Origin of the sequence: Treponema sp. (assembly GCF_045641405.1) — a bacterium.
GTDB lineage: Bacteria > Spirochaetota > Spirochaetia > Treponematales > Treponemataceae > Treponema_D.
Genome location: NZ_JAZUGX010000073.1, coordinates 64249 through 85785, shown reverse-complemented (window position 1 = coordinate 85785; position 21537 = coordinate 64249). Strand labels below are relative to the sequence as shown.

The following is a 21537-nucleotide window of genomic DNA, read 5'->3' as shown; positions in this document are numbered from 1 at the left end:
ATCATGGCATATTATTATGAAGAGCCTTCTCACACATTCGCTGAGTATCTTTTGATTCCAGGCTATACATCAGAAGAGTGTATTCCGGACAATGTTTCCCTCAAGACTCCAGTCGTACGCTACAACAAGAAAGCAGGTGAAAAACCAGCTCTTACAATGAACATTCCTATGGTTTCTGCAGTAATGCAGTCAGTTTCAGATGATAAGCTTGCCATCGCACTTGCAAAGGAAGGTGGAATCAGTTTCATCTTCGGTTCACAGACAATTGAAAACCAGGCAGCAATGGTTGCCCGCGTTAAGGCATACAAGGCTGGATTCGTAACTTCAGACTCAAACATCCGCCCAGACCAGACAATTCAGGAAGTAGTTGACCTTATTGCCACAACAGGCCACAGCACAATCGCAGTTACAAGCGATGGTTCGGCTCACGGAAAGCTTGAAGGAATCATCACAGAACGCGACTACAGAATCAACCACGTTGCACCAGACGCAAAGGTTTCTGAATACATGACTCCATTCTCTAAGCTCGTTACAGGCAAGGACGGAATCACACTTTCTGAAGCAAACGACCTCATCTGGACACACAAGGTAAACCAGCTCCCAATCATCGACGGAAACGGAAACCTTGTATCAATGGTATTCCGCAAGGACTTTGACAACCATCAGACTTATCCAAACGAAAACCTTGATTCTCAGCACAGATATATCGTAGGTGCAGGTATCAATACACGCGACTACATGGAACGTGTTCCTGCCCTCCTCGACGCAGGTGTAGATGTTCTTTGTCTCGACTCTTCAGAAGGTTACTCTTGCTGGCAGGGAAAGGCCCTTAAAGATATCCACGCTAAATGGCCAAACGCAAAGGTTGGTGCTGGAAACGTTGTTGACCGCGAAGGATTCATGTACCTTGCAGAACAGGGTGCAGACTTCATCAAGATCGGTATCGGTGGCGGTTCAATCTGTATCACTCGCGAAACAAAGGGTATCGGACGCGGACAGGCTACAGCAACAATCGAAGTTGCAAAGGCACGCGACGAATACTATGCAAAGACTGGAATCTACATTCCTATCTGTTCAGACGGTGGCGTAGTTCATGACTACCACATCACTCTTGCCCTCGCTATGGGTGCAGACTTTGTAATGCAGGGCCGCTACTTTGCACGCTTTGATGAATCACCAACAGCAAAGCTCAATATCAATGGAAGCTATGTAAAGGAATATTGGGGCGAAGGTTCAAACCGCGCACGCAACTGGCAGCGCTATGACCTTGGCGGAAAAAAGACACTTTCTTTCGAAGAAGGCGTTGACTCTTATGTTCCATACGCAGGACATCTGCATGATGGTGTTGCCCTCACAACAAGCAAGATCATCCACACAATGTGCAACTGTGGTGCCCTTTCAATCCCTGAACTTCAGGAAAAGGCAAAGATTACCCTCGTAAGCCAGACAACAATCAGTGAAGGTTCGGCTCACGACGTAACAGTTAGAAACACTTCTATCCATAGCTAATCAATTTGTAAATTTTTTGACTGCATCTGGCGCTGAATGCATCTCTTGCAGTCAGGAGGATTTTATATGAACGTTGTAATCATCGGTGCCCAGTGGGGAGATGAAGGAAAAGGTAAGATCGTAGACTACCTTGCAGAAGATGCCAAGTATGTTGTTCGCTATTCAGGCGGCCCAAATGCTGGACATACAATCGTTGTAGACGGAAAGCAGTTTGCCCTCCACCAGGTTCCAAGCGGAATCCTTTACAAGGACAAGACAGTATTCCTTGGAAGTGGAATGGTAATTGACGCAGAAGCCCTTTTCAACGAACTCCAGATGCTCAAGGACAACGGCATCGACTGGGAAGGCCGTGTATTTATCTCTGACCGTGCACAGCTCATCCTTCCAAAGTACAGAACAATGGACAAGGAACGCGATGCACAGCGCAAGCGTCCAATCGGAACAACAGGCCGCGGTATGGGTATTGCATATGCAGAAAAGGCACACCGTGACGGCGTTCGTCTTGCCGACCTTGACTGGGCAGACAAGATGGCAGAATTCGACGGGGAAGACCTTGAATACATCAACAAGTACAAGGACCAGCTCCTTTCAATGAGAGTTGACCTTGTTGCAAAGATGCACGAATTCAGAAAGGACAACATCCTCTTTGAAGGTGCCCAGGGTGCAATGCTCGACATCGACTCAGGTACATATCCATACGTTTCTTCTGGAACATCTTGTGCAGCAGGTGCATGTACAGGTTCAGGAATCGGTCCACACTCAATCGACCAGATCCTCGGTGTCTTCAAGGCATATCAGACACGCGTTGGAAACGGTCCAATGCCAACAGAATTCAATGAATCAGATGAATCAGAAAGCGAACTTTGCCGCTATGTACGCGACACAGGCCGTGAATACGGTGTAACAACTGGTCGCGCACGCCGCTGTGGTTACCTTGACCTGGTTGCCCTCCGCTATGCATGCCGTTTCAACAGCATGGACGGTCTCGTTCTTACACACCTTGACATCTATGATGCAATGGATCAGATCGAGGCCTGTGTAGCATACGAAATCGACGGAAAGATCGTAACAGACTTCCCATCAAACGTAGACATGCTCAACAAGGCAAAGCCAGTTCTTGAAAAGTTTGACGGATGGAAGACTTCACTCAAGGAAATCAAGAAGTACAGCAAGCTTCCTAAGAACGCACGCAAGTACATTGAATTCATCGAGGCTTTCACAGAAACTCCTGTTTCAATCGTAAGCGTTGGCTACGAAAGAAACGAGACTTTCATCAGAAAGAATCCTTGGAAATAATCTGGCTGTAAAAGGCTGATCAATAGGGCTGTCCAATGTGACGGCCCTTTTTCATTTCAAACAGCCTGCTTAAGATTCTCAATCTCAAGGCTGCGGATATATTCTTCCATCCTGCGGTAGTTTGCGCACTTGATGGATTCCTTGGTATACATGATGAGTGAAACAAGGAAAGCAGCAAAATTAACGGCAGCAATTGAATAAAAAACATAATACAACATATAAACACCTCACTATCTCTTGATGTCTAAAAGATACCATAGACACTCTATCAGTTGATGATATAGGGTGAAAAATATTGCAAATAAAATAAAAAAGTTAGAAAATGTCCCTATGACTAAATATACACGCAAAATCAATTATCACGAGACAGACAAAATGGGCATCACCCATCACTCAAACTATATCAAGTTCATGGAAGAGGCACGCGTTCAATACCTTGAAGAAATCGGAATGCCTTTTGAAGAAGTAGAGCGCAAAGGAATAGGCTCACCAGTAGTAGGATTGGACATTGATTACAAGACTCCAACTGAATTCGCGGACATACTTGAAATTGAAGTAAAGGTACTTGGCTACAACGGACTCAAACTTGAAATAGGTTATGTGATGAAAAACAAGAAAACTGGCGCCCTATGTGTAACTGCACATTCACGCCATTGCTTTCTCAAGGATGGAAAGCTTTACAACTTCAAGCGGGCTGCAGATCCATACGATGAACTCATGCAGAAGGCACTTGAAGAAGACACAAAATAAAAACCAGCATATAGAAAATGTCATTGTCGGGCTTGGCCCGACAATCTGCGATCTGCATTTCTAAATCATTCAGAACAGGTATGGAATCCGAAGCAGCAAACTTTAAGCGTTTATTTTAATTTCCACAGCTATTAATAAAAGTATAGGAATACCAAACTGTATGAACCAGCGAAAATGTTTACTCTTACCTCTTTCTATCAGATTCTGGAACACTGACAAAACAACCGTAATGCCAACCATTACCAAAGGAGTTGGTATTGTAAGTATATTCACCAACGTAGGCTGAGAATTATCACGAAGAATGCCTAAGATGCAATAATAAAAAACATTCCAGCCTATGCTCATGACTATTGTTCTGAATATTACTGCAGCCAAATCATCCCTGTAATACCACAACATCTGATAGTTGATTTCATCAGCTGTATCCTGATCCTGCTGTCCAGATTTTTTATAACAGCGCTCAGAGCAATAACCTCCATTCCATGTCAAAGGCCTGTATTTTCCACAATAATTGCAGTGTCCATAATCTTTATCTGACATAAATCCTCCATAAAAGAATGAGGGAAAAAAAACTTTCTTTGTCCTCATTCTTCTTCATTAATTAACGTGTTCTCAGGCCACAACCAGATATATCTGTCATTGTTTTTACAGATCCATCCTGATCAGTCTCGACACAAATGATACAACCGTACGAATTTCCCTTGCGCTTCTTTTTACTTTCGCGCTTATAAATTTCACCTTCGTATTCTCTTACAAAAAAATAAAGATAAGTAACGGATGATTGTGGCAATATACCTGCCAGACTCTGTCTAATAAACGATTCATATTCTTCATCAAAAGGAATGAACTTTTCAGGTTTCTTCAGGCTAAATGATTTATTTTCTTCTGCAATCTGCATCGCTTCATTTTCCTGGTAAATAGTAACATACACATATCTAAGCTGAGTGTCTGACAGAGCAATATTTCTTCTTGCACTTGTCATCTCTTTTGATTTCTTGTCTGTGGTAACATTCCATTCTGCAAACATCTTTTTATATTCTGCATTTTTTACAGCATTATTTATGCCTGCGATTGTACCAGCAAAAACACCAACCAGAAGTATCAGTACAGCGGCTATCGATGCAATCTTATACCAAAGTTTTGGCCAGTGATCCAAATGCCAGTTCATGACTTTGCCTATAAGGATACGGATTTTGCTGTTTGTAGCGCCATTTGCCTTCATTACTTCAAGGATTTCACTTAACTCCTTTGCATAGGCTTCAGAGGTTTCAGAGAGTTTTTCAATTTCACTTTCAACGGCATCATTTTCATAGTTCTTGTTAAGTGAAGCTGTAAAATTGGCACGGTTTGTAGAAAGTTCAAAAGTTTTGAAAGCACCCTGTACATTCTGCTTTGCAGCTTCAATATCCTTTCCAGTCATCAAGAAATCATTCTTACTTGAAATTGAATATTTTGCGCTTGACTGAGAATCGGAAAACAAAGAAATCTGAAGCACTCCTTTAAACTTGTTGATTTCTACATGGCGCTCTGCCTTATAGGAAATCTGATTTTCTGCCAAAGCAAAAGTGCAGCCGCTATATGTATCTGCCCCTGCCTTAATTGTTTTTTCAAAAGCATCAAAGGTTTTCCTATAAGCATTCTTAATAAAGAACAAACGGCTCGACAACAATTTTTTTGTTGAAGATGAAAAATCAATTGGAGAATTTTTTACTGCTGTCAAAAAAGCAACGGACTCATTCATTAAATTAAGGTGGTAAACATCAAGAATGAAAGTTTCAATCTTTTTTACTAGAGCTTCCTTTTCTTTTTTAACTTTTTTCATTTCAGCTTCAACAGCATCCATCTGCTTAGACCAGCTTTTTGCTTCTGTTTCAAATTTAGCAGCCTGTTTCTTGCATTCACTCTGTTCACTTAAGGCAATCTTTTCCCTTTTGTCTGCCGCATAAAATGCAGGTGCATTTACAATCTTCCAGTCAACCCTAGGCATTCCGTCAGGTCCCTTTTCTGCAGCTTCAGGAGCAAACCCCAGACCATCCTTTAATTCGATATGGTGAAGTTTTTCGAATCTGATATCATCTATTTCTTTATCATACTTTTCTGCTTCCCTTTCCTTATCCTTGTACTGCGAATATGCTTCATCATGCTTAGCCTTTTTACTTTCATAATCAGACTCTAATTTCTTAATCTTTGAATCAATTTCCGGGATAATTGCGTTATTCCACTTAACGGCAAATTCCACTGATGCAGCTCCTACAGAATCACAGGTTTTCTGCTCCCATGAAGCGCTTGCCCCTTTCCAGCTCATCAAAGCACTTTGTGCACTGCTTTCCGCATTTGAAGATGTCACACTCTGTGGCAACACTGACAATACATCATTACTCATTTCTAGCCCTCTTTTCGATATAACCATCGCTTAGCAAAATTATTAAACTCAAAAAAGTTCAATTGAATTATCAATGGTAATTATTGATTTGTAATGAGTAGCATTTCACCATTACTTGTGAATTCATAAGAATATTTTTGTGAATTTTTCACTGTTTTATTGTGAAGATATACTCAATACAAAAGTGCAACAGAACTATTAAAATGATGAAGGTCCTATAGTATAATGAAAACCGTGTCATATGGAACTTCCTTCAATTATGAAACTATCCTCATCTGTCTTGTTGCAGAAGTTCTGAATCTATTAACAACGTTCATCTTCTATCAGGTACTCAAGATTCCTCTATTTTTTGACACGATATTTATAGTTGCAGTTGTTTTTTATCTTGGATTTGTGCCAGCTATTTGTGTTTCAATCGGTTACAGTTTAATCAATTCATTTATGTGGATATGCAAAACAGGATTTTTTGATCCTTTCATCCCTATGTATGGTTTATGCGGAATCCTGATTGTTTTTTCAACATGGTTATTTGCAAAAAATAAATCGGACTTTAGAATCAGTGTTTCCATTACCCTGCTTTATTTATTCTTGATTGCCCTTACATCATCAATGTGTTCAATTATTTCCGGTGGGCTAATAGATTACTTTCACTATAAATACTATGAAGTTACCGACATGATGAACCCTATTAAAAACTTTTCAGAAGGATTCATCATCCAGCATTATCCACCAATTGTTTCCTATATCCTGGCGCAGATTCCAGTATCTTTTTTAGACAGACTGATTGCTACCTTTACAGGCTTTGGCATTTACAGATCATTTGATTTCTTCATGAAAAGAAGGTAGATATGCCGATTCAAACACAGAATGTAAATGAACTAGAAAAAATACTCAAAAACTATACTACCTACTTCATTGTTTTTGACATTGTATTTTTTCTCATGCTTTTTATCTGCATCATACTATTGATCAATTTCTTGAAATCAAAGAAAAACCTGCAGGACACTGATGAATATATCAGATTTGTCATTCAAGGACAGGAAGAAGAACGGGAAAGGATAGCCCGAGAACTACATGATACTGTGGCTCAAAATATTAAATACTGTAAAAATATCTGCGAAAAAGAAAATAGTGATCATAAGCTGTCCAAACTGTCCGAACTTCTTTCAAAATCACTGGTGGAAATTCGCTCCTTGAGCTATAACCTATCACCTCCAGACATTACAAAAAATGATTTTTTCTTCTGCATCCGCAATCTCTGCGAAGAGTTTATAGGTCTAGAAAAAATTCCAATAAGGCTTTCAATTCTGGAATCCACTGAAGCATCTTTTTTATCAAAGAATGAGATACTCAACCTTTACCGTATCATACAGGAATCATTGACAAACATAATTAAACATGCAGATGCAGAGGAAGCAGTACTGATGATTCGTAACGAAAACAAACATGAAGAAAAAGGGCTTTATATTTTCATAAGTGATGACGGGAAAGGATTTGATATTGAAAAAACAGATAGACGCAGGCATTATGGTATTGAAGGAATGAAAAAGAGAGCTAGCTTGATTGGAGCAACCTTCACAATCACTTCAAACATTGAGGAAGGCACCCAAATATGTATCTTTAAATCATCCAAGACTTCAACAAATACTATATAGATCATTAAATTATTATTAAACGAGAAACACAATGCAGGTAAAAACATTTTTTATAATAGAAGACCACACAATTACAAATATTGGGCTTCAGAAATTTATTCAGGAAAAAACAGGAGCGGTATGCTTGGGATATGCTTTCTCAAAGTCCGAAGCAGAAGAAAAACTGAATTTACTGTCATCATCAAATTCTACAAATGAACTTCCCGACATAATCATTCTCGATTTATATCTTGGCAATGAAAATGGTCTTGATTTACTAAAAGTAATCCGTGAAAAATATCCCGAAATAAAAATTCTTGTATACTCAATGTATGCAAAACCTGGCATCATCTCAATTGCTCTTGAAGAAGGAGCAAACGGCTTCGTTGAAAAATCTGCAAGTGAAACAATCTTGATATCAGCCGTAAAAAGTATTTTAGCTGGAGAAACATTTGTTCAACAAAAACTAATTTCGTCTATTTTTACATATAAAACAGTATTTGATGGGCTTACAAAGCAGGAACAAAAAATCCTTAAACTTATTCTCAATCAAAAAACAAAAAGTCAGATTTCAGCTGAACTTAACATCGTTCCACGTACTGTGGACAACTACTTATCGAGAATTTTTGATAAAACAGGTTGCCGCGGAATAAAGGAAATATTTGAAAAATTTGCAAAATAAACTCCGGAAAATCTTCCGGAGTCATTCTGCATCATGCAGGATAATTCAGATGTGCATCGTCAATGTTGTAGAGCGTGTTTTCAAGATAGCGTTTTGCAACGTACTTTGCCATCGGAAGATTCTGGTCAAGGTAGTTGCCGCATTCTTCAGGTTTTGCACCAGGAATTTCTCCTTCAAAATCACGGACAAATTCAAACATCTTTGTCATGAAAGGAACCATTTCCTTGCTGGTAACTTTTCCTTCAACAAGAAGATAGCAACCAGTTCTGCATCCCATTGGACCAAAGTAAACGATTTTTTCTGCCCATTCCTTGTCATTGCGTGCAAAGGTAGCACAAAGATGCTCGATGGTGTGAAGTTCCGCAGTATTGAGAACAGGCTCATCATTTGGCGATGTAATGCGTATGTCAAAAGTTGTAATGAAGGATTCACCAAACTTATCAATGCGTGAAACATAGAGACCAGGTTCAAGCTTGATGTGATCGATTGTAAAACTTGCAATTTTATCCATATTAAAAAATCTCCTTTACCATGGACTTGAATTTATTTCCACGGTCAAATTCATTTGTAAACATTCCAAACGAAGTTGCGCCTGGACTGAACACTACAGGAAGAACATCCCCGTTTAAAAACCTTCCATAAGTCTTTGAAGAATTATCAGACATCAGATTTGTCTTGAGCATTCCAAGAAGAATCGAAAGAGAATCAAAAGGTCCGTAATAATCCACATTTCGCTCCTTTAACAGAGGAATAAGTTTATCCGTACCAGATCCTGCAAGAAGGTATATTTCATAGGGCTTATAGTGGGATCCATCCTCACCGTTAAGACCTTTTGCAAGAGGCAGGAAATCAAGACCTTTATCAGTACCGCCAGAAAGAAGAATCACCCTCCTATCAAATGACTGACTTGCAGCAGCTGCCGCTTCAGGAACTGTAGCACAGCTGTCATTGAAGAAAGAAACCGATCTGCCATCCACAGGACATTTCCACTCGTGGAATTTTTCAAGACGGTGAGTTATGCCTTTCCATTCTCCAAGAATAAAAAGGGCCTGTTCTGCCGCAACCCCCATAAGATATAGAGCAAGACCTGCATTGAGAACATTGATCTTCATATGGTTGCCAGGAACCTGGAGCGCACCCATGATCTGTTCTTCTGCAATGCATTTATTGCGGGCATGAGCACTCATAAGATCAGTTGGAAGCCTTACATAGCCTGCAGTGAATTCACGGCTTTCATTTTTCTGGAAAACACCGGCAACATCAGAAGGAAGTTCGTTCTTGCTGTAACGAAGCACACGACCTTTTGTTTCGCTTGCGAATAAATCACCCCAGCAACGGCAACCAGCTTTTGGATTTGCACAGTCCCTAAGATAGTCATCGTCATCAAAATCAAGGATGGTAAAGTCCTTTTCATCCTGGTCAGCATAGATGAGCTTTTTGTCTTCAACATAGCTGTCCATATCGCCGTACCAGTTCTGATGGTCAGGAACAATTTTCGTTATGATTGCAATCTTTGGCTTGAGGGCTTTTCTACCGCGAAGGTCTGCCAGTTGCCAGCTTGAAAGCTCAAGAACAACTGGAGTTGTACCGTCTGTCTTTGAAAGGAAAGTCAAAGGGCTTACGGTAATGTTTCCGCCAAGAAAGCACTTGAAACCGGCCTGATTCAAGGCATAAGAAAGGGCACTTACTGTACTGGATTTTCCCTTGCTGCCAGTCACGGCAATAATAGGAGCCTTTGTAAAGTGAAGGAAAATGCTGATGTCAGTTTCAATGGCCTTTGCTGCGGCAAGGAATTTGTTACCTTGAATTTTAACTCCAGGATTCTTGATTACGCAGTCGGCAGTTTCAAAATCTTCAATCCTATGTTCTCCAAGAACATAGCGAAGCCGAGACAAATCCAGGGAAGGATCAGTCCCAATGGAATTGATTGTTGGAGCAAGCTGTTCCGCAGTCTTCATGTCTGTTACAGTAACATAGGCTCCGTGATGAAGGAAAAACCTTACGCAGGCTTCTCCACCGCCGTTGAGACCAAGTCCCATGACGGTAACTTTCTTTCCGCGGATATCTTCAAGTGTGTTAAAGGCACAGCCTTCAGGGTAAACATGTGGTGTCATATTAAACTCTTGTAGTGCAAAGCTGATTCTTTGCGTTGTATTCTGCTATGGCTTCATCAAAAAGATAATCAATCAAATCTGAATATTTAAGCCCTGCACTTTCGCACATTTTTGGGAACATGCTGATGCTTGTAAATCCAGGAATTGTATTGATTTCATTAAGATAGATAGAACCGTCATCACGATCGATAAAGAAATCTACGCGTGAAAGACCACTTGCGCTTACGGCAGCATAAGCCTTCTTTGCTGTTTCGCGGATGAACTCAAGCTTGTCGCTATCAAGCAAGGCTGGAATCTTAAGTTCTGCCCCATCAGGATCGTTGTACTTGGCATCGTAGTCATAGAATTCATGCTTTGGAACGATTTCACCAGGACCGTAAGCCTTAAGCATCGAGCATGGAACATTTGCATCTGCAGTGATGCTGTTGCCAGTTACGGAACATTCAACTTCACGGGCATTGATTGCCTTTTCAATGAGGACCTTGTTGTCCCAGCTGAATGCTTCCATAAGAGCAAATGAAAGTTCCTTTGGATTTGATGCTTTTGATGCACCGTCGCTTGAACCTGCAGAACATGGCTTTACAAAAAGAGGGAACTTGAGGGTGTCGATTGCCTTTGCCACAAGCTTGTCGTATTCAGCAGAATTATTGATGTCTGCCTTAGTAAGGCACATATATGGAACAACAGGAAGTCCTGCTTTTTCCCAGATGATTTTTGTCGTTACCTTATCCATTGTAACTGCAGAAGACATTACGCCACAGCCAACATAAGGAACTCCAACCATTTCAAAAAGGCCCTGAAGGGTTCCGTCTTCGCTGTAGGTTCCGTGCATCACAAAGAATACGACATCGGCAGCAATTGTTTTTCCGCCGCAGCAGAAGGTTGCAGCTGTTCCACCGCCAGGAATTACATTAACGCGCTTTGTTTCATCTGCATGAACGGAAAGCTTTGCCTCTGGATTTGCCTTGACTTCTGCAATTACGGATGCATCTTCAAGATACCACTTGCCGTCCTTGCTTACTGAAATCAAGGTGATTTCATGCTTGTCGGAAATATTTCTAAGAACGGATGCACAGGAAATAAGTGAAATCTCATGTTCGCCAGAGCGTCCGCCATACATCAATGTTACTTTCATTTTAATTCTCCCAATGCTTTTTTTGCCTCGCTGATTTCATCGTAAGGCATTATATGGTCTTTAAATATGATTGAATTTTCGTGGCTCTTTCCAAGAAGAAGAACTATGTCGCCCTTACCTGCAAGGGCAAAGGCTTTTCTGATGGCTGCAGGTCTGTCTGGAATAAGAAACAAATCCTTGCCATCGGTTTTCCCAGCTTTTCTGGAACCAACTGCTATATCCTCAAGAAGTGCCATTTCATCTTCACCGCGAGGATCTTCATTTGCAAGAATTACATAGTCGCAGAATTTTGCAGCAATCTCACCTTGCAACGGACGTTTTTTTGTATCTCGTTCACCACCTGAACCAAAGACGCTGATTATTTTCCCCTTGCAGCGGTTCTTCACAGGAGGGAATATGGTTTCAAAACTTGATGGGGTATGAGCATAGTCAACGATTACTTCAAATGGCTGACCTTCATCAACAACGGTCATTCTACCCTTTACACTTTCAAGCTTTTCGCACTCTGCAGCAAGTTCTTCAATTGATTTTCCTGTAGTTTCGCTTACAGAAAGAATTGCAGTCATGATGTTGTAGGCATTGAAGGCACCAGGAACAGGAGCTTTAACGGAAACTGATTTTCCGCCTACAGTCAGGTCAAAGGAAATTCCAGTGCTTGTAGAAACAATATTCTTTGCAGAGGCTACAGGCATTCCAGCAGGAACGGCAGGCAACTCAACGGCGTTGGTTTCAACGGCGTGTTTTCCAGCCCTTCCTTCAGTTGTAAATCCAACAACCTTGTTTTTTGTACACTCAGCAAAATAAACAGCAGCAGGATCTTCAAGATTGACGATTCCAACAGCAGGAACAACAGTTTCAGTTCCAGCAATGGTTTTATTATGGTCGTGTTTGTCCAAGGCCCTGAAAAGATTTGCCTTGTCACTCTTGTACTGCTCGTAGGTTCCGTGGAATTCAAGGTGCTCCAAAGTAACATTCATGAAGGCACCACAATCAAAAAGCACATCACCAAGACGATTTGTTTTTTCGCTCAAACCGTGGCTTGAACTTTCAACAACCGCATGGGTACAACCGTTTTCAAGCATTTCGTAAAGTTCACGCTGAACGATCGTAGCTTCAGGAGTTGTCTGATGCTCAGGATTTGCAATGGCATCTCCACCAAGGGAATACTGAACCGTAGAAATGAACCCCGCTTTAAAGCCTGACAGACGCAAAAGCTGCCAGATGAAAGCAACTGTAGAACTTTTTCCTTCGGTACCTGTAACCCCATAGACAACAAGCTTCTTTGAAGGATAGTCATAGAAACATGCAGACATAGGAGACATGGCAAAGCGGCTCGATTCTACCTTAATGAAAGCTACTTCACGGCCATTTCTTGCTTCTTCTATGTTTTTCTTTTCTTCGTCGGTAATGTCACCTTCAAAAACTACAGCAACTGCACCGTTCTTAATGGCGCTGGCAATGAATCTGTTTCCCGTAGTATGGGTTCCAGGCAAAGCAAAGAAAAGGGAACCAGGTTTTACGGCACGGCTATCAAAAACAAGGGAATCAACTTCCACCGCAGAAAGATCAGTCTCTAAAATATTTTTATATTCAATTGAGTCTATGAACTCAGACAAAAACTTTTTCATATAAGATATTCTATACCTTTGCTGACAATTTAACAATTGCATGAATAGTGCTATAATACTTGCATTATGGAAGAAACAGGAAAAAAAACAAAATCATTGCCAGCAAAGATAATCTTAGGTGCTCTTATATTTGTATCCTCTTTGCTGATCATTCTAGGATCTTGGATTGCCTATTCAGCATTCAATAGAATCTCTCCGCTTAAATTTATCCCTAAAAATTATACCGTGATTCTTCACACGGACAAAATTTATTCAGCAGTAGAACCGCTGGTAGGACTCAAAGCTGCAGAAACAATTCTTTCTGAACCTTCTCTCTCTTCTGTCCGTGAGCCATACATGAACGCAAGGGCTTTCATCAACAATGCAAGTCCACTGCTTACAAAACTCATGGACATAAGAATCGACACCGCCCTTTATATTGAAGAAGCCAATGGTTTCATAGCGGTCGCTGATCTTGGATGGCTTTCATTTGCAACAAGGCTATCTTCTGTAATCGCAGGATTTCTTCATGTAAAGGACCTTACATGGGGTGACGGTCATTTTGAATACAAGGCTGGGGAAACAACAATCTATGCAAAGCCTTATAAAAACATAATCATAGTCACCACATCAAAAGAACTTTTTGATGAATCATCACACAACTTTGCTTCACGAAATCTGACAGCATCAGAAAAAAAAGAAATTGAAGGTAAAAAGACAAGCGCACTGAAAATTCTTGCTCCATCATTGAAAATCGCAAAGATGAAGGCACTTGAAAATTTCTACACTGAAACGGCAGAAAAGATTCTCGGAAAGGACAACCTTTCTTCCATAACCTTCAACATCACCAACGACAACATCGATGTAAGCCTTAACATTCCAATCAACAAAGAAGAATGCAACACCGATCTTACAAGCCTCTTCAAGCTGAACTCAACACAGCCTAGAATACCAGCACTTCTTTCAAGTGACACCCAGTACTACACTCTCATAAATCTTGCATCTCTTGAGCAGATGAAAAACTCTTTCTTCCCTCTAATCCAGAAAACAACCGACATAGAGGCAACATGGAAGAAAGCCAACGGCCTTTGCAAGACACTTTTCTCAATGACACTTGAAGACATTCTTTTCTCATGGACAGGAAATGAAATCACAGCATTCGGAATTGAAGGTTCAAGCGACCCTGTGTTTGCCCTTCAGATAAAGGATGAATCACAACGAGCAAAGGTCTTTGACAAGCTCAACAATTCGATCCTCATCAACACCAACACAAGCCTTATCGTAAATGGAATGAGACTTCCATGTCTTGAACTTCCAGGATTCCTATCTGGTCTGCTTTCAATTTTCAATGTAAATCTTCCACGCCCATTCTATCTTGTAAACAACGGGTACATATATTTTTCAATGTCCCCACAAAACCTTTCTTCCGTCTATACGCACATCAACAAGAACTACGTGATCTCTAGAAACGTAAACTGGAAAACCGTTTCCACAAACGCAAAACCCAATACAAGCCTTGAGCTTTTCTACAACCTCAAACGAAGTCTTCCATTCTTCCTGGACAACACTTCCCTCACATCTAAAATCCTTAAGCTCTATGGAATCGGGCGTTTTGATTTTGAAATCAAGGACGATGGACTCCAGGCAAGACTTTATGCAAGTGCAATATCACAGGAAGACTCACCCATGCTTGCAGGATTTCCTAAGGCAACAGGAAAAATCAGCGACTACAACCTTATTGCCGACAACGAAAAGGAACCTGAAAACCTTTATTGGATTGAAGAAGACACAAAACTAAAATGCCTCAACCTCAATTCCCTTGAACAGAAAACTCTCGACACATTCGAAAGCAAGATCTACATCGCTTCGACAAAGGGATCTGCAGGAAAGGACAACAAACTTTGGGTAAATACTGACCAGGGCGACATTTTCCTTGTGGACAAGAATCTGGGCATTGCAAAAGAATTCCATACGGACTCTGTATTCACATCAGGTGGATCAGTATACAAGGATTCCTATATTATCCCAACAAAAGATGGAAGTCTTATCTTTGCTGACAGTAAAGGAAATGTTGAGGAAGTCTACATTGGTTCCGACCTCAACTTCAAAAGCCGCCCAGCAGTATGTGAAAACTACATTGCTGTATACAGCCGTGGATTTGAAGGTGAGATCTACCTTCTCAAAGACAAAGAATGCATCAACAGAAACAATCCTATGATTGTAGATGGAATCGGATTCGGCTCTCCTGCAATCGCCAAGATTGACGGAACAATCACCATTGCATTCCTTACCCAGAAAGGTGAATTCTATCTTTTCAAGGAAGGAAAACTAGAAGATGGATTCCCTATCGAAACAAGAAAAGTGTTCACAACAAACGTGGTATACGACAGGAATTCCTTCTACACACTTTCAGACGACGCAGTAATCTACAAATTCAACGCAAACAAAACTTATTCCTGCGTAAAGCTTCCTGATGTACAGAGCGCAAAAGAAGCCTACATCAGCTCAAAGAACTTTGAAGGATGGGAAGGAATCTATGCAAGCGGAGACAGCAACGTCCTCTATGGATTCAGTCCTGACCTTGAGCTCCTCATGTCATTCCCACTGGCAGGTCGTGGAGTTCCTGTATTTGCAGATGTCAACAAAGACAAAAATACAAACTGTCTGGTGCTTTCCATCAGCAGAGAAATTAATTCATGGAGGCTTAAATGAAAAGACTTTCAATACTAGCAGCCACATTTCTTCTCGCATTCACTGGCTGTGCATCATTGCAGAAGGACATCTTCATTTCTGCGGAAGAAACAGTAAATTCTGAAAGAGTTCTTGAACTTGAAAATCAGGTCATTGAATTGGACAGCTCATTCATGCTGAACGGAAAAGAGCTGTCAAAAGATGACAACATTCAGGCGGACTTCATCAAAAGAGAAATTGAAAACGAACTTAGGCAGCCTCATCTGGACAAGGTCGTTGAAAGTCGTCTTCTTGCACTAAAGGGAAGATGTGCCTACATGCAAGGAAAAAAATCCGAAGCATCAAAGTGCTGCAGCAACGCCAAAAAAAAGTATGAAAATGATGTTCAGCTCCTTATCCTCCAAAGAAGGCTTGGACTCATTTCTGACATAAGCACCTACAGGCTCAAGATTGATTCAGAAGCCCTTACAATAGAAGATGCTCTCGAGCATTTTGACAAAGGTGAATACGACATAGCCGCAGGCCTCTTTGATCTTGCCTTTGTAAACCCAGAGTCGACATACAAGAGTCATTATATTGCACTTAGAGAAAAAGCATGGAATCTTAGAAACATTGATTCTGAAAACATATCCGTAGACTGGAACAAAAACACTATGACCGTTCTCCAGATGATGTCTCTGGCAAATTCAAAGGAAGGCTTTCTTGATTATTATACTGCCGGTAAAAAATATGAAGGGAAAAAGCTTTTTCAGTTGCTTTCAAGGACAGGTCTGATGAACAGCACAAGCGGATCTTCAGAGCAGATTACAGAAAAAACCACTGTGACAAGAATCCTGTCGGCAAGATTCCTTTGGAATCTGTACACTTCAAAAAACAGCATCAATCCAACAAAATATTCTACAAAATACAGAGCCCGCGAAAATGCAAAGAGCCCTGTTGCTGATGTTGAACTTGACAATCCTGATTTTGACGCAGTTCTTGGTACGGTAGAAAATGAAATCATGATATTGCCAGACGGAAAGAATTTTGAACCGGACAATCTTTTTTCTGCCGCAGAATTTGACAGCTGTTTGAAAAAGATAAAATAAACTACAACAGGAGTAAACAATGCTTATCTCAATTCTAATCTACGGATTTACCCTTGCTCTTCTTTTCTGGGGAAGCAGCTTTGCAACAAAAGGACAGCTCAAAGCAGACTATCTTTCTATTGAGAATTCAACCGCAGCAAAAGGATTTGCCTGTCTCGGTGTTTTCTTCCACCATGTTTCACAGAATCCTGCCTTTCAGCAAACTGCGGACATCAAATTCTTTGAATACATAGGATTCATTTTCGTAGGTATATTCTTTTTCTACAGTGGAATTGGACTTCTTAAAAGCTGGAAAGCAAAGCCTGATTACCTTTCAACGTTCTTCAAAAAGAGGATGCTTCCTATCATCATAGCAATCTATGTGATGAACATTTTCTATGCAATTTTCATTTGCATAGCAAAGTACAGGGAGATGGATGCACTCCGTTGGGTACTGGGTCTTTTGAACATCATCATCCTGAACGACCAGAGCTGGTATCCTATCGTAATCCTCATCATGTATGCAGCCTTTATGTTTGCCTTCAAAAAATGCAAAAAGGTCTCAAATGCAATTTTTGTTGTATTTCTCGTTGCTCTAGCTCAGCTTGTAATCTTCTGCATCGGTGGACATTTTGCATGGTGGATTGACTACGGATGGTACAAAGGTCCACAGAGTTTTGGTACAGCAAAATGGTATCAGCAGATCCTTGCCCTCTGGTTCCAGGGCGAATGGTGGGTCAACAGCACCATGTGCTTTGTAATGGGACTTTTATGGGCTCATCATGAAGAAAAGATAATTGCATTCTTCTCTAAAAAGTACTGGTTGAAATTCAGTCTTCTCGGAATTTTGATGGCAGGAGGAATGTATCTTGGATTCTACACAATGATGAATATCAGTTACTGGTCTGAATTTGCAGGACATGGTGTTGGAAGAATCGACAAGACTATCTGCCTTGTTTCACAGCAGGTTCAGCTTGCAACACTGCTTGCCTTCCTTACAGTACTCAAATTCAAATGGACACGAAGCAACAAGGTACTTTCTTTCTTTTCGTCAATTTCACTTGAATTCTATCTTATGCAGAGAATAGCACTCAACAGTTTCCTTTTTATTACAGGAACAAAGGAAAATCCTATCATAAAGGAATTGCACTGGAATCTTCTTGCATATTTCATTGCCGTATTTGCAGCAAATCTTTTACTTGCACTTATCTACAAGCAGATAAACAAGAAAATCACAAAATTATTGGTAAGATAAAAAATACTGACTATCAATAAGTCGGGAAAAGACCAATGACATCAGCCGCTTTTTTGTTCATCAAAAGTTCAAAGGAGTGGCTGATTTTATTTTCATCAAAGAAATAAACTTTTACGATGTGCTTTCTACGCGGAATGACAAAATCAAAAAAAGTAGTTTCAGGAACGCGGAATCGGCAACGGATTCCAGAAAGGGAAATGCACTGAGGCATCTGTTCGTTCATACCCGTTGTTTTTCTGACATAAAGTGAAAGCAGGCTGTCCTGTGGGAAACTATAGAAATAAGTTCCTCCCTCACAGAACACTACAAGCCCCCACATGGAATTTTCATTCTGTTCTGGCTTAAGCTTCAATAAATTAAAGACAACGGAAGAAGCGCGAAGTTCAGCCAGCTCAAAGGAAATGACTTTGTCTTCAAATTCCTCTTCAAAGGCTTTTATGAATTTCTGTTTTTCTTCTTCCGTTGTCTTCATAAGGTTACCCCGAATTATTTTGCAGGGAACATCTTTCTGAAATCTACAAGAACTTCCTGTGAATCGCGTGCAGAGTCAATGTCTGTCATCTTGTTAAGATTGCGATAGAAGTCGATGAGAGGTTCAGTTTCCTTGCGGTATACTTCAAGACGGTGTGTGATAGATTCAAGCTTGTCATCTTCACGAGTAAAGAGTTCGCCACCACACTTGTCACAAACACCTTCTACCTTTGGTGGAAGGAATTTTACATTGAAGTTAGCCTTGCAGCTCTTGCATACACGGCGGTTTGAAAGACGGGCAATGATGAGGTCATTGTTAACTTCAAAGTTTACAACCTTTACATCGATGCCAAGCTTTTCAAATGCTTCTGCCTGTGGAATTGTGCGTGGGAAACCGTCAAGAATGAATCCGTTCTTGCAGTCATCCTTCTTAAGTCTGTCTTCTACAATTTCAAGAACAACATCGTCGCCAACGAGTCCGCCAGCATCCATGATTGCCTTTACTTTCTTTCCAAGTTCTGTCTGATTCTTGATGTTTTCACGGAAAATATCACCAGTAGAAATCTGTGGAATCTTGTATTCTTCTGCAACCTGTGCAGCAAGTGTACCCTTTCCAGCTCCTGGTGGTCCTAAGAAAATAAAATTCATTGTTTTCTCCTAAAAATATTATGTAAGTTTAATTTTAATGCAGATTTCTTGATTTTGCAAATTATTAAAATAAATCGAGAGTATTGTCCAGATAAATGTTTTCCCGAACATGTATATGAAATTCGGGTTTTGTTAGATAATACAGAAGGAATTCCAGGACAAGGGCACTGCCAAGACTTCTACCTTCAATTTTAAATTCTGAGAATCCGTTTTTAAGGTAGTTTTCCTGAATGTCTTTAATTCCAATGAAAACAGGATTTTCCATAGCCCTAGAAAAACTATAGCTGCCTTTTTCTTCTGCAAAAACACATCTATGTGCCGATTCCTTTAAGCCAAGATTTTTTCGGCTGACGTTTTCATAGCAGGTTTTTCTTGCAGAACAGTTTGGAAGGCAGCATTCGTTGCAAAGGAATTCTACTTTTGATTTTTGAATATCATCCAGCGAAAAAAGATTTTCAAAATCTTTGTTCAGCCTAAAGTCGGGAACAACATATTTGAATTCAGTTCTGTTCAATTCATTTTCAAGCTGATTGAATTCTGAAAGAACTTTTGTAGTGGAAGAAACAAAATAAAAACTCGGATATTTGTCCTTTATGTAATCCAACAGAAGATCGGAATGTACAATGATGCCGTTGCCAGGAGTTTTTGAAAACAGAGAACAAAGTCTGTTGCATTTTTCATCACTTAAATGATTTTCTTCTATCAGTGAATTGCTGAAAGCAAGACGGGCTGAAACATTGAACTCCGAGCACAGGGCAAGGATTTCTTTTTCAATTCCATTCTGACCAAAGCCAACCCTACCGCCACCCCAAAGGCAGTCTGCTGGCGCTCCGTAGATGGATCCGATTTCACACCAGTCGTAAAACCAATTCCGATGCTTAAAAAAAAGAGGAAGAAAAATCTTGTACAGGTCGTAAAATTCAAAAAGACCCGGCAGATGGTACCGGGCCTTCATATCATTAACTTTCACTTAGAACTTAAGGATGTAATTCTTTTTCTTACCGCGGCGAACAACGATAACCTTTTCTTCGATTGCCATTGCCTTTGTTACAGGAGTATTTTCATCAGAAATCTTTTCGCCGTTGCATGTGATTGATCCCTGCGCAAAGAATTCTCGGGCTTCTCTCTTGCTTCCGCAAATCTTGTTTTCTACGAGGACATCGATGATTGCCTTTCCTTCTTCCTTGAGTTCAACAGTCGGAACATCGCGGAAACCGATTTCAATGTCCTTGAGTGAAAGGGACTTAAGGTCGCCGCTGAAAAGCTTTGCTGAAATATCAACTGCCTTGTCGTATTCAGCAGCCCCGTGAAGGTCTGTGATGATTTCGCGTGCAAGAGCCTTGTGAGCTTCGCGGAGTTCAGGGTGTTCCTTGTTCTTTGCTTCAAGTTCTTCAATCTGTTCCTTTGAAAGGAATGTAAAGATCTTAAGGTAGTCAACAACCATGCTGTCGTCAACATTAACAAGGTACTGGTAAAGTTCATAGCTTGAAGTCTTGTTGATGTCGAGCCAGAGAGCGTTGCCTGCAGACTTACCGAACTTGTTGCCGTACTTGTCCAGAACGAGAGGCATAGTAAAGCCGTATGCTTCCTTACCTTCAATCTTGCGGATGAGTTCAAGACCTGTAGTGATGTTGCCCCACTGATCAGCACCTTCACACTGCATGATGCAGTTCTTTGTGCGGAAGAGGTGGAGGAAGTCATACCCCTGCAAAAGTGTATATGAGAATTCTGCGAATGTGATTCCTGTTTCAAGACGGCGTGCAATGATGTCCTTTCCGAGCATATAGCTTACGTTGATGTACTTTCCTATGTCGCGGAGGAATTCAAGGAATGTGTAGTCCTTTGTCCAGTCGTAGTTGTTTACGATTTCTGCCTTTCCTTCAAAAATGCGGTCAACCTGTGCCTTGATTCCAGCAAGGTTCTTTTCTAAGCGTTCCTTTGCCATGATTTCGCGTTCTGCAGTTGGGCGAGGATCACCGATGAGGCCTGTAGCTCCACCGCAAAGAAGGATCGGATGGTGTCCAGCACGAGCAAGACGCTTAGCTGTTACAAGTGAAGAATAGTGACCAAGGTGAAGGCTGTCTGCCGTTGGGTCTGTTCCCCAGTAAAAAGTAACCTTCTCATTGTTGAGCTTATCTGCAATGTCTTCGCCGGCTACATCTTTCACGAGGCCGCGCCACTGAAGTTCTTCATAGAATGTCATATAGTCTTCCTTTGTTGAAATTTATATTGAGGGGATTATAGCAGAATTAAAGTTTTAAGGAAACAGGCGGACTTAGCCTCATGTCATTATCG

At 40.8% G+C, this 21537-nt stretch carries 20 protein-coding genes; 9 read left to right on the top strand and 11 right to left on the bottom strand.

The genetic code is table 11. The annotated features are described in order from the left end of the window. Positions 1-3 precede the first annotated feature (3 nt). Entirely contained in the window at positions 4-1509 is a 1506-nt protein-coding gene (locus ACKI39_RS11700; protein ID WP_407400732.1) for an IMP dehydrogenase, read from the top strand. A 66-nt stretch (positions 1510-1575) separates the two neighbouring features. Continuing rightward, positions 1576-2805 (top strand): adenylosuccinate synthase, encoded by a 1230-nt coding sequence (gene purA / locus ACKI39_RS11695; protein WP_318690113.1) that lies wholly within the window; start codon positions 1576-1578, stop codon positions 2803-2805. A gap of 56 nt (positions 2806-2861) precedes the next feature. On the opposite strand, the gene ACKI39_RS11690 is transcribed toward purA, so the two are convergent. After that, entirely contained in the window at positions 2862-3023 is a 162-nt protein-coding gene (locus tag ACKI39_RS11690) for a hypothetical protein (protein ID WP_318690112.1), read from the bottom strand. Positions 3024-3135: 112 nt separating this feature from the next. Between ACKI39_RS11690 and ACKI39_RS11685 the strand changes: the two genes are divergently transcribed. Beyond that, positions 3136-3555, top strand: a complete 420-nt coding sequence (locus ACKI39_RS11685) for an acyl-CoA thioesterase (RefSeq protein WP_318690111.1) — start codon at positions 3136-3138, stop codon at positions 3553-3555. A 102-nt stretch (positions 3556-3657) separates the two neighbouring features. Here ACKI39_RS11685 and ACKI39_RS11680 read toward each other — a convergent pair whose 3' ends face one another. Together ACKI39_RS11680 and ACKI39_RS11675 are read right to left on the bottom strand one after the other, a co-directional pair. Further along, positions 3658-4095 carry a hypothetical protein gene (locus tag ACKI39_RS11680; protein ID WP_407400730.1) on the bottom strand — a complete coding sequence of 146 codons (438 nt, stop codon included), beginning with the start codon at positions 4093-4095 and terminating at the stop codon, positions 3658-3660. A 61-nt stretch (positions 4096-4156) separates the two neighbouring features. Next, a complete protein-coding gene (locus ACKI39_RS11675; protein ID WP_407400728.1) occupies positions 4157-5938 on the bottom strand; it encodes a hypothetical protein in 1782 nt (593 codons plus the stop codon). Positions 5939-6172: 234 nt separating this feature from the next. Between ACKI39_RS11675 and ACKI39_RS11670 the strand changes: the two genes are divergently transcribed. Genes ACKI39_RS11670 through ACKI39_RS11660 form a run of 3 tightly spaced genes read left to right on the top strand, consistent with a single transcriptional unit; the run spans position 6173 to position 8254 of the window. Next, positions 6173-6784 carry a hypothetical protein gene (locus ACKI39_RS11670; protein WP_407400726.1) on the top strand — a complete coding sequence of 204 codons (612 nt, stop codon included), beginning with the start codon at positions 6173-6175 and terminating at the stop codon, positions 6782-6784. 2 nt (positions 6785-6786) lie between these two features. Then, positions 6787-7593, top strand: coding sequence for a sensor histidine kinase (locus tag ACKI39_RS11665; protein ID WP_407400724.1), 807 nt, complete (start codon positions 6787-6789; stop codon positions 7591-7593). A gap of 31 nt (positions 7594-7624) precedes the next feature. Beyond that, a complete protein-coding gene (locus tag ACKI39_RS11660; RefSeq protein ID WP_407400722.1) occupies positions 7625-8254 on the top strand; it encodes a response regulator in 630 nt (209 codons plus the stop codon). Between the two features lie 31 nt (positions 8255-8285). On the opposite strand, the gene ACKI39_RS11655 is transcribed toward ACKI39_RS11660, so the two are convergent. Genes ACKI39_RS11655 through ACKI39_RS11640 form a run of 4 tightly spaced genes read right to left on the bottom strand, consistent with a single transcriptional unit; the run spans position 8286 to position 13131 of the window. After that, entirely contained in the window at positions 8286-8765 is a 480-nt protein-coding gene (locus tag ACKI39_RS11655; protein WP_407400720.1) for an S-ribosylhomocysteine lyase, read from the bottom strand. Position 8766: 1 nt separating this feature from the next. Next, positions 8767-10368 (bottom strand): UDP-N-acetylmuramoyl-L-alanine--D-glutamate ligase, encoded by a 1602-nt coding sequence (murD, locus tag ACKI39_RS11650; protein WP_407400718.1) that lies wholly within the window; start codon positions 10366-10368, stop codon positions 8767-8769. 1 nt (position 10369) lies between these two features. Beyond that, the gene (locus ACKI39_RS11645) at positions 10370-11503 is read right to left on the bottom strand and encodes a D-alanine--D-alanine ligase family protein (protein ID WP_407400716.1); all 1134 of its coding nucleotides are present in this window, start codon (positions 11501-11503) and stop codon (positions 10370-10372) included. Beyond that, positions 11500-13131, bottom strand: a complete 1632-nt coding sequence (locus ACKI39_RS11640) for a UDP-N-acetylmuramoyl-L-alanyl-D-glutamate--2,6-diaminopimelate ligase (protein ID WP_407400714.1) — start codon at positions 13129-13131, stop codon at positions 11500-11502. Before ACKI39_RS11640 ends, ACKI39_RS11645 begins: the two co-directional genes overlap by 4 nt. A 66-nt stretch (positions 13132-13197) precedes the next feature. Between ACKI39_RS11640 and ACKI39_RS11635 the strand changes: the two genes are divergently transcribed. Genes ACKI39_RS11635 through ACKI39_RS11625 form a run of 3 tightly spaced genes read left to right on the top strand, consistent with a single transcriptional unit; the run spans position 13198 to position 18123 of the window. Further along, complete coding sequence (locus tag ACKI39_RS11635) at positions 13198-15822, top strand: hypothetical protein (RefSeq protein WP_407400712.1); 2625 nt, start codon at positions 13198-13200, stop codon at positions 15820-15822. Then, positions 15819-16889: a hypothetical protein gene (locus ACKI39_RS11630; protein ID WP_407400710.1), complete on the top strand. Its 1071-nt coding sequence runs from the start codon at positions 15819-15821 to the stop codon at positions 16887-16889. Before ACKI39_RS11635 ends, ACKI39_RS11630 begins: the two co-directional genes overlap by 4 nt. Before the next feature lie 19 nt (positions 16890-16908). Then, a complete protein-coding gene (locus ACKI39_RS11625) occupies positions 16909-18123 on the top strand; it encodes an acyltransferase family protein (RefSeq protein WP_407400708.1) in 1215 nt (404 codons plus the stop codon). Positions 18124-18136: 13 nt separating this feature from the next. On the opposite strand, the gene ACKI39_RS11620 is transcribed toward ACKI39_RS11625, so the two are convergent. The 4 genes from ACKI39_RS11620 to tyrS all read right to left on the bottom strand — a co-directional run bounded on the left by ACKI39_RS11620 (position 18137) and on the right by tyrS (position 21445). Further along, complete coding sequence (locus ACKI39_RS11620; protein ID WP_318690103.1) at positions 18137-18595, bottom strand: hypothetical protein; 459 nt, start codon at positions 18593-18595, stop codon at positions 18137-18139. Between the two features lie 14 nt (positions 18596-18609). Beyond that, positions 18610-19242 carry an adenylate kinase gene (locus tag ACKI39_RS11615; RefSeq protein ID WP_318690102.1) on the bottom strand — a complete coding sequence of 211 codons (633 nt, stop codon included), beginning with the start codon at positions 19240-19242 and terminating at the stop codon, positions 18610-18612. Positions 19243-19306: 64 nt separating this feature from the next. Continuing rightward, positions 19307-20197 (bottom strand): hypothetical protein, encoded by an 891-nt coding sequence (locus ACKI39_RS11610; RefSeq protein ID WP_407400706.1) that lies wholly within the window; start codon positions 20195-20197, stop codon positions 19307-19309. Positions 20198-20212: 15 nt separating this feature from the next. Then, positions 20213-21445 (bottom strand): tyrosine--tRNA ligase, encoded by a 1233-nt coding sequence (gene tyrS, locus ACKI39_RS11605; RefSeq protein WP_407400704.1) that lies wholly within the window; start codon positions 21443-21445, stop codon positions 20213-20215. Positions 21446-21537: the final 92 nt, after the last annotated feature.

Excerpts from the sequence above, each read along its gene's own strand:
- ACKI39_RS11700 (WP_407400732.1), top strand. The coding sequence starts at position 4 with ATGGCATATTATTATGAAGAGCCTTCTCACACATTCGCTGAGTATCTT.
- purA (WP_318690113.1), top strand. The coding sequence starts at position 1,576 with ATGAACGTTGTAATCATCGGTGCCCAGTGGGGAGATGAAGGAAAAGGT.
- ACKI39_RS11690 (WP_318690112.1), bottom strand. The coding sequence starts at position 3,023 with ATGTTGTATTATGTTTTTTATTCAATTGCTGCCGTTAATTTTGCTGCT.
- ACKI39_RS11685 (WP_318690111.1), top strand. The coding sequence starts at position 3,136 with ATGACTAAATATACACGCAAAATCAATTATCACGAGACAGACAAAATG.
- ACKI39_RS11680 (WP_407400730.1), bottom strand. The coding sequence starts at position 4,095 with ATGTCAGATAAAGATTATGGACACTGCAATTATTGTGGAAAATACAGG.
- ACKI39_RS11675 (WP_407400728.1), bottom strand. The coding sequence starts at position 5,938 with ATGAGTAATGATGTATTGTCAGTGTTGCCACAGAGTGTGACATCTTCA.
- ACKI39_RS11665 (WP_407400724.1), top strand. The coding sequence starts at position 6,787 with ATGCCGATTCAAACACAGAATGTAAATGAACTAGAAAAAATACTCAAA.
- ACKI39_RS11660 (WP_407400722.1), top strand. The coding sequence starts at position 7,625 with ATGCAGGTAAAAACATTTTTTATAATAGAAGACCACACAATTACAAAT.
- ACKI39_RS11655 (WP_407400720.1), bottom strand. The coding sequence starts at position 8,765 with ATGGATAAAATTGCAAGTTTTACAATCGATCACATCAAGCTTGAACCT.
- murD (WP_407400718.1), bottom strand. The coding sequence starts at position 10,368 with ATGACACCACATGTTTACCCTGAAGGCTGTGCCTTTAACACACTTGAA.
- ACKI39_RS11645 (WP_407400716.1), bottom strand. The coding sequence starts at position 11,503 with ATGAAAGTAACATTGATGTATGGCGGACGCTCTGGCGAACATGAGATT.
- ACKI39_RS11640 (WP_407400714.1), bottom strand. The coding sequence starts at position 13,131 with ATGAAAAAGTTTTTGTCTGAGTTCATAGACTCAATTGAATATAAAAAT.
- ACKI39_RS11635 (WP_407400712.1), top strand. The coding sequence starts at position 13,198 with ATGGAAGAAACAGGAAAAAAAACAAAATCATTGCCAGCAAAGATAATC.
- ACKI39_RS11630 (WP_407400710.1), top strand. The coding sequence starts at position 15,819 with ATGAAAAGACTTTCAATACTAGCAGCCACATTTCTTCTCGCATTCACT.
- ACKI39_RS11625 (WP_407400708.1), top strand. The coding sequence starts at position 16,909 with ATGCTTATCTCAATTCTAATCTACGGATTTACCCTTGCTCTTCTTTTC.
- ACKI39_RS11620 (WP_318690103.1), bottom strand. The coding sequence starts at position 18,595 with ATGAAGACAACGGAAGAAGAAAAACAGAAATTCATAAAAGCCTTTGAA.
- ACKI39_RS11615 (WP_318690102.1), bottom strand. The coding sequence starts at position 19,242 with ATGAATTTTATTTTCTTAGGACCACCAGGAGCTGGAAAGGGTACACTT.
- ACKI39_RS11610 (WP_407400706.1), bottom strand. The coding sequence starts at position 20,197 with ATGAAGGCCCGGTACCATCTGCCGGGTCTTTTTGAATTTTACGACCTG.
- tyrS (WP_407400704.1), bottom strand. The coding sequence starts at position 21,445 with ATGACATTCTATGAAGAACTTCAGTGGCGCGGCCTCGTGAAAGATGTA.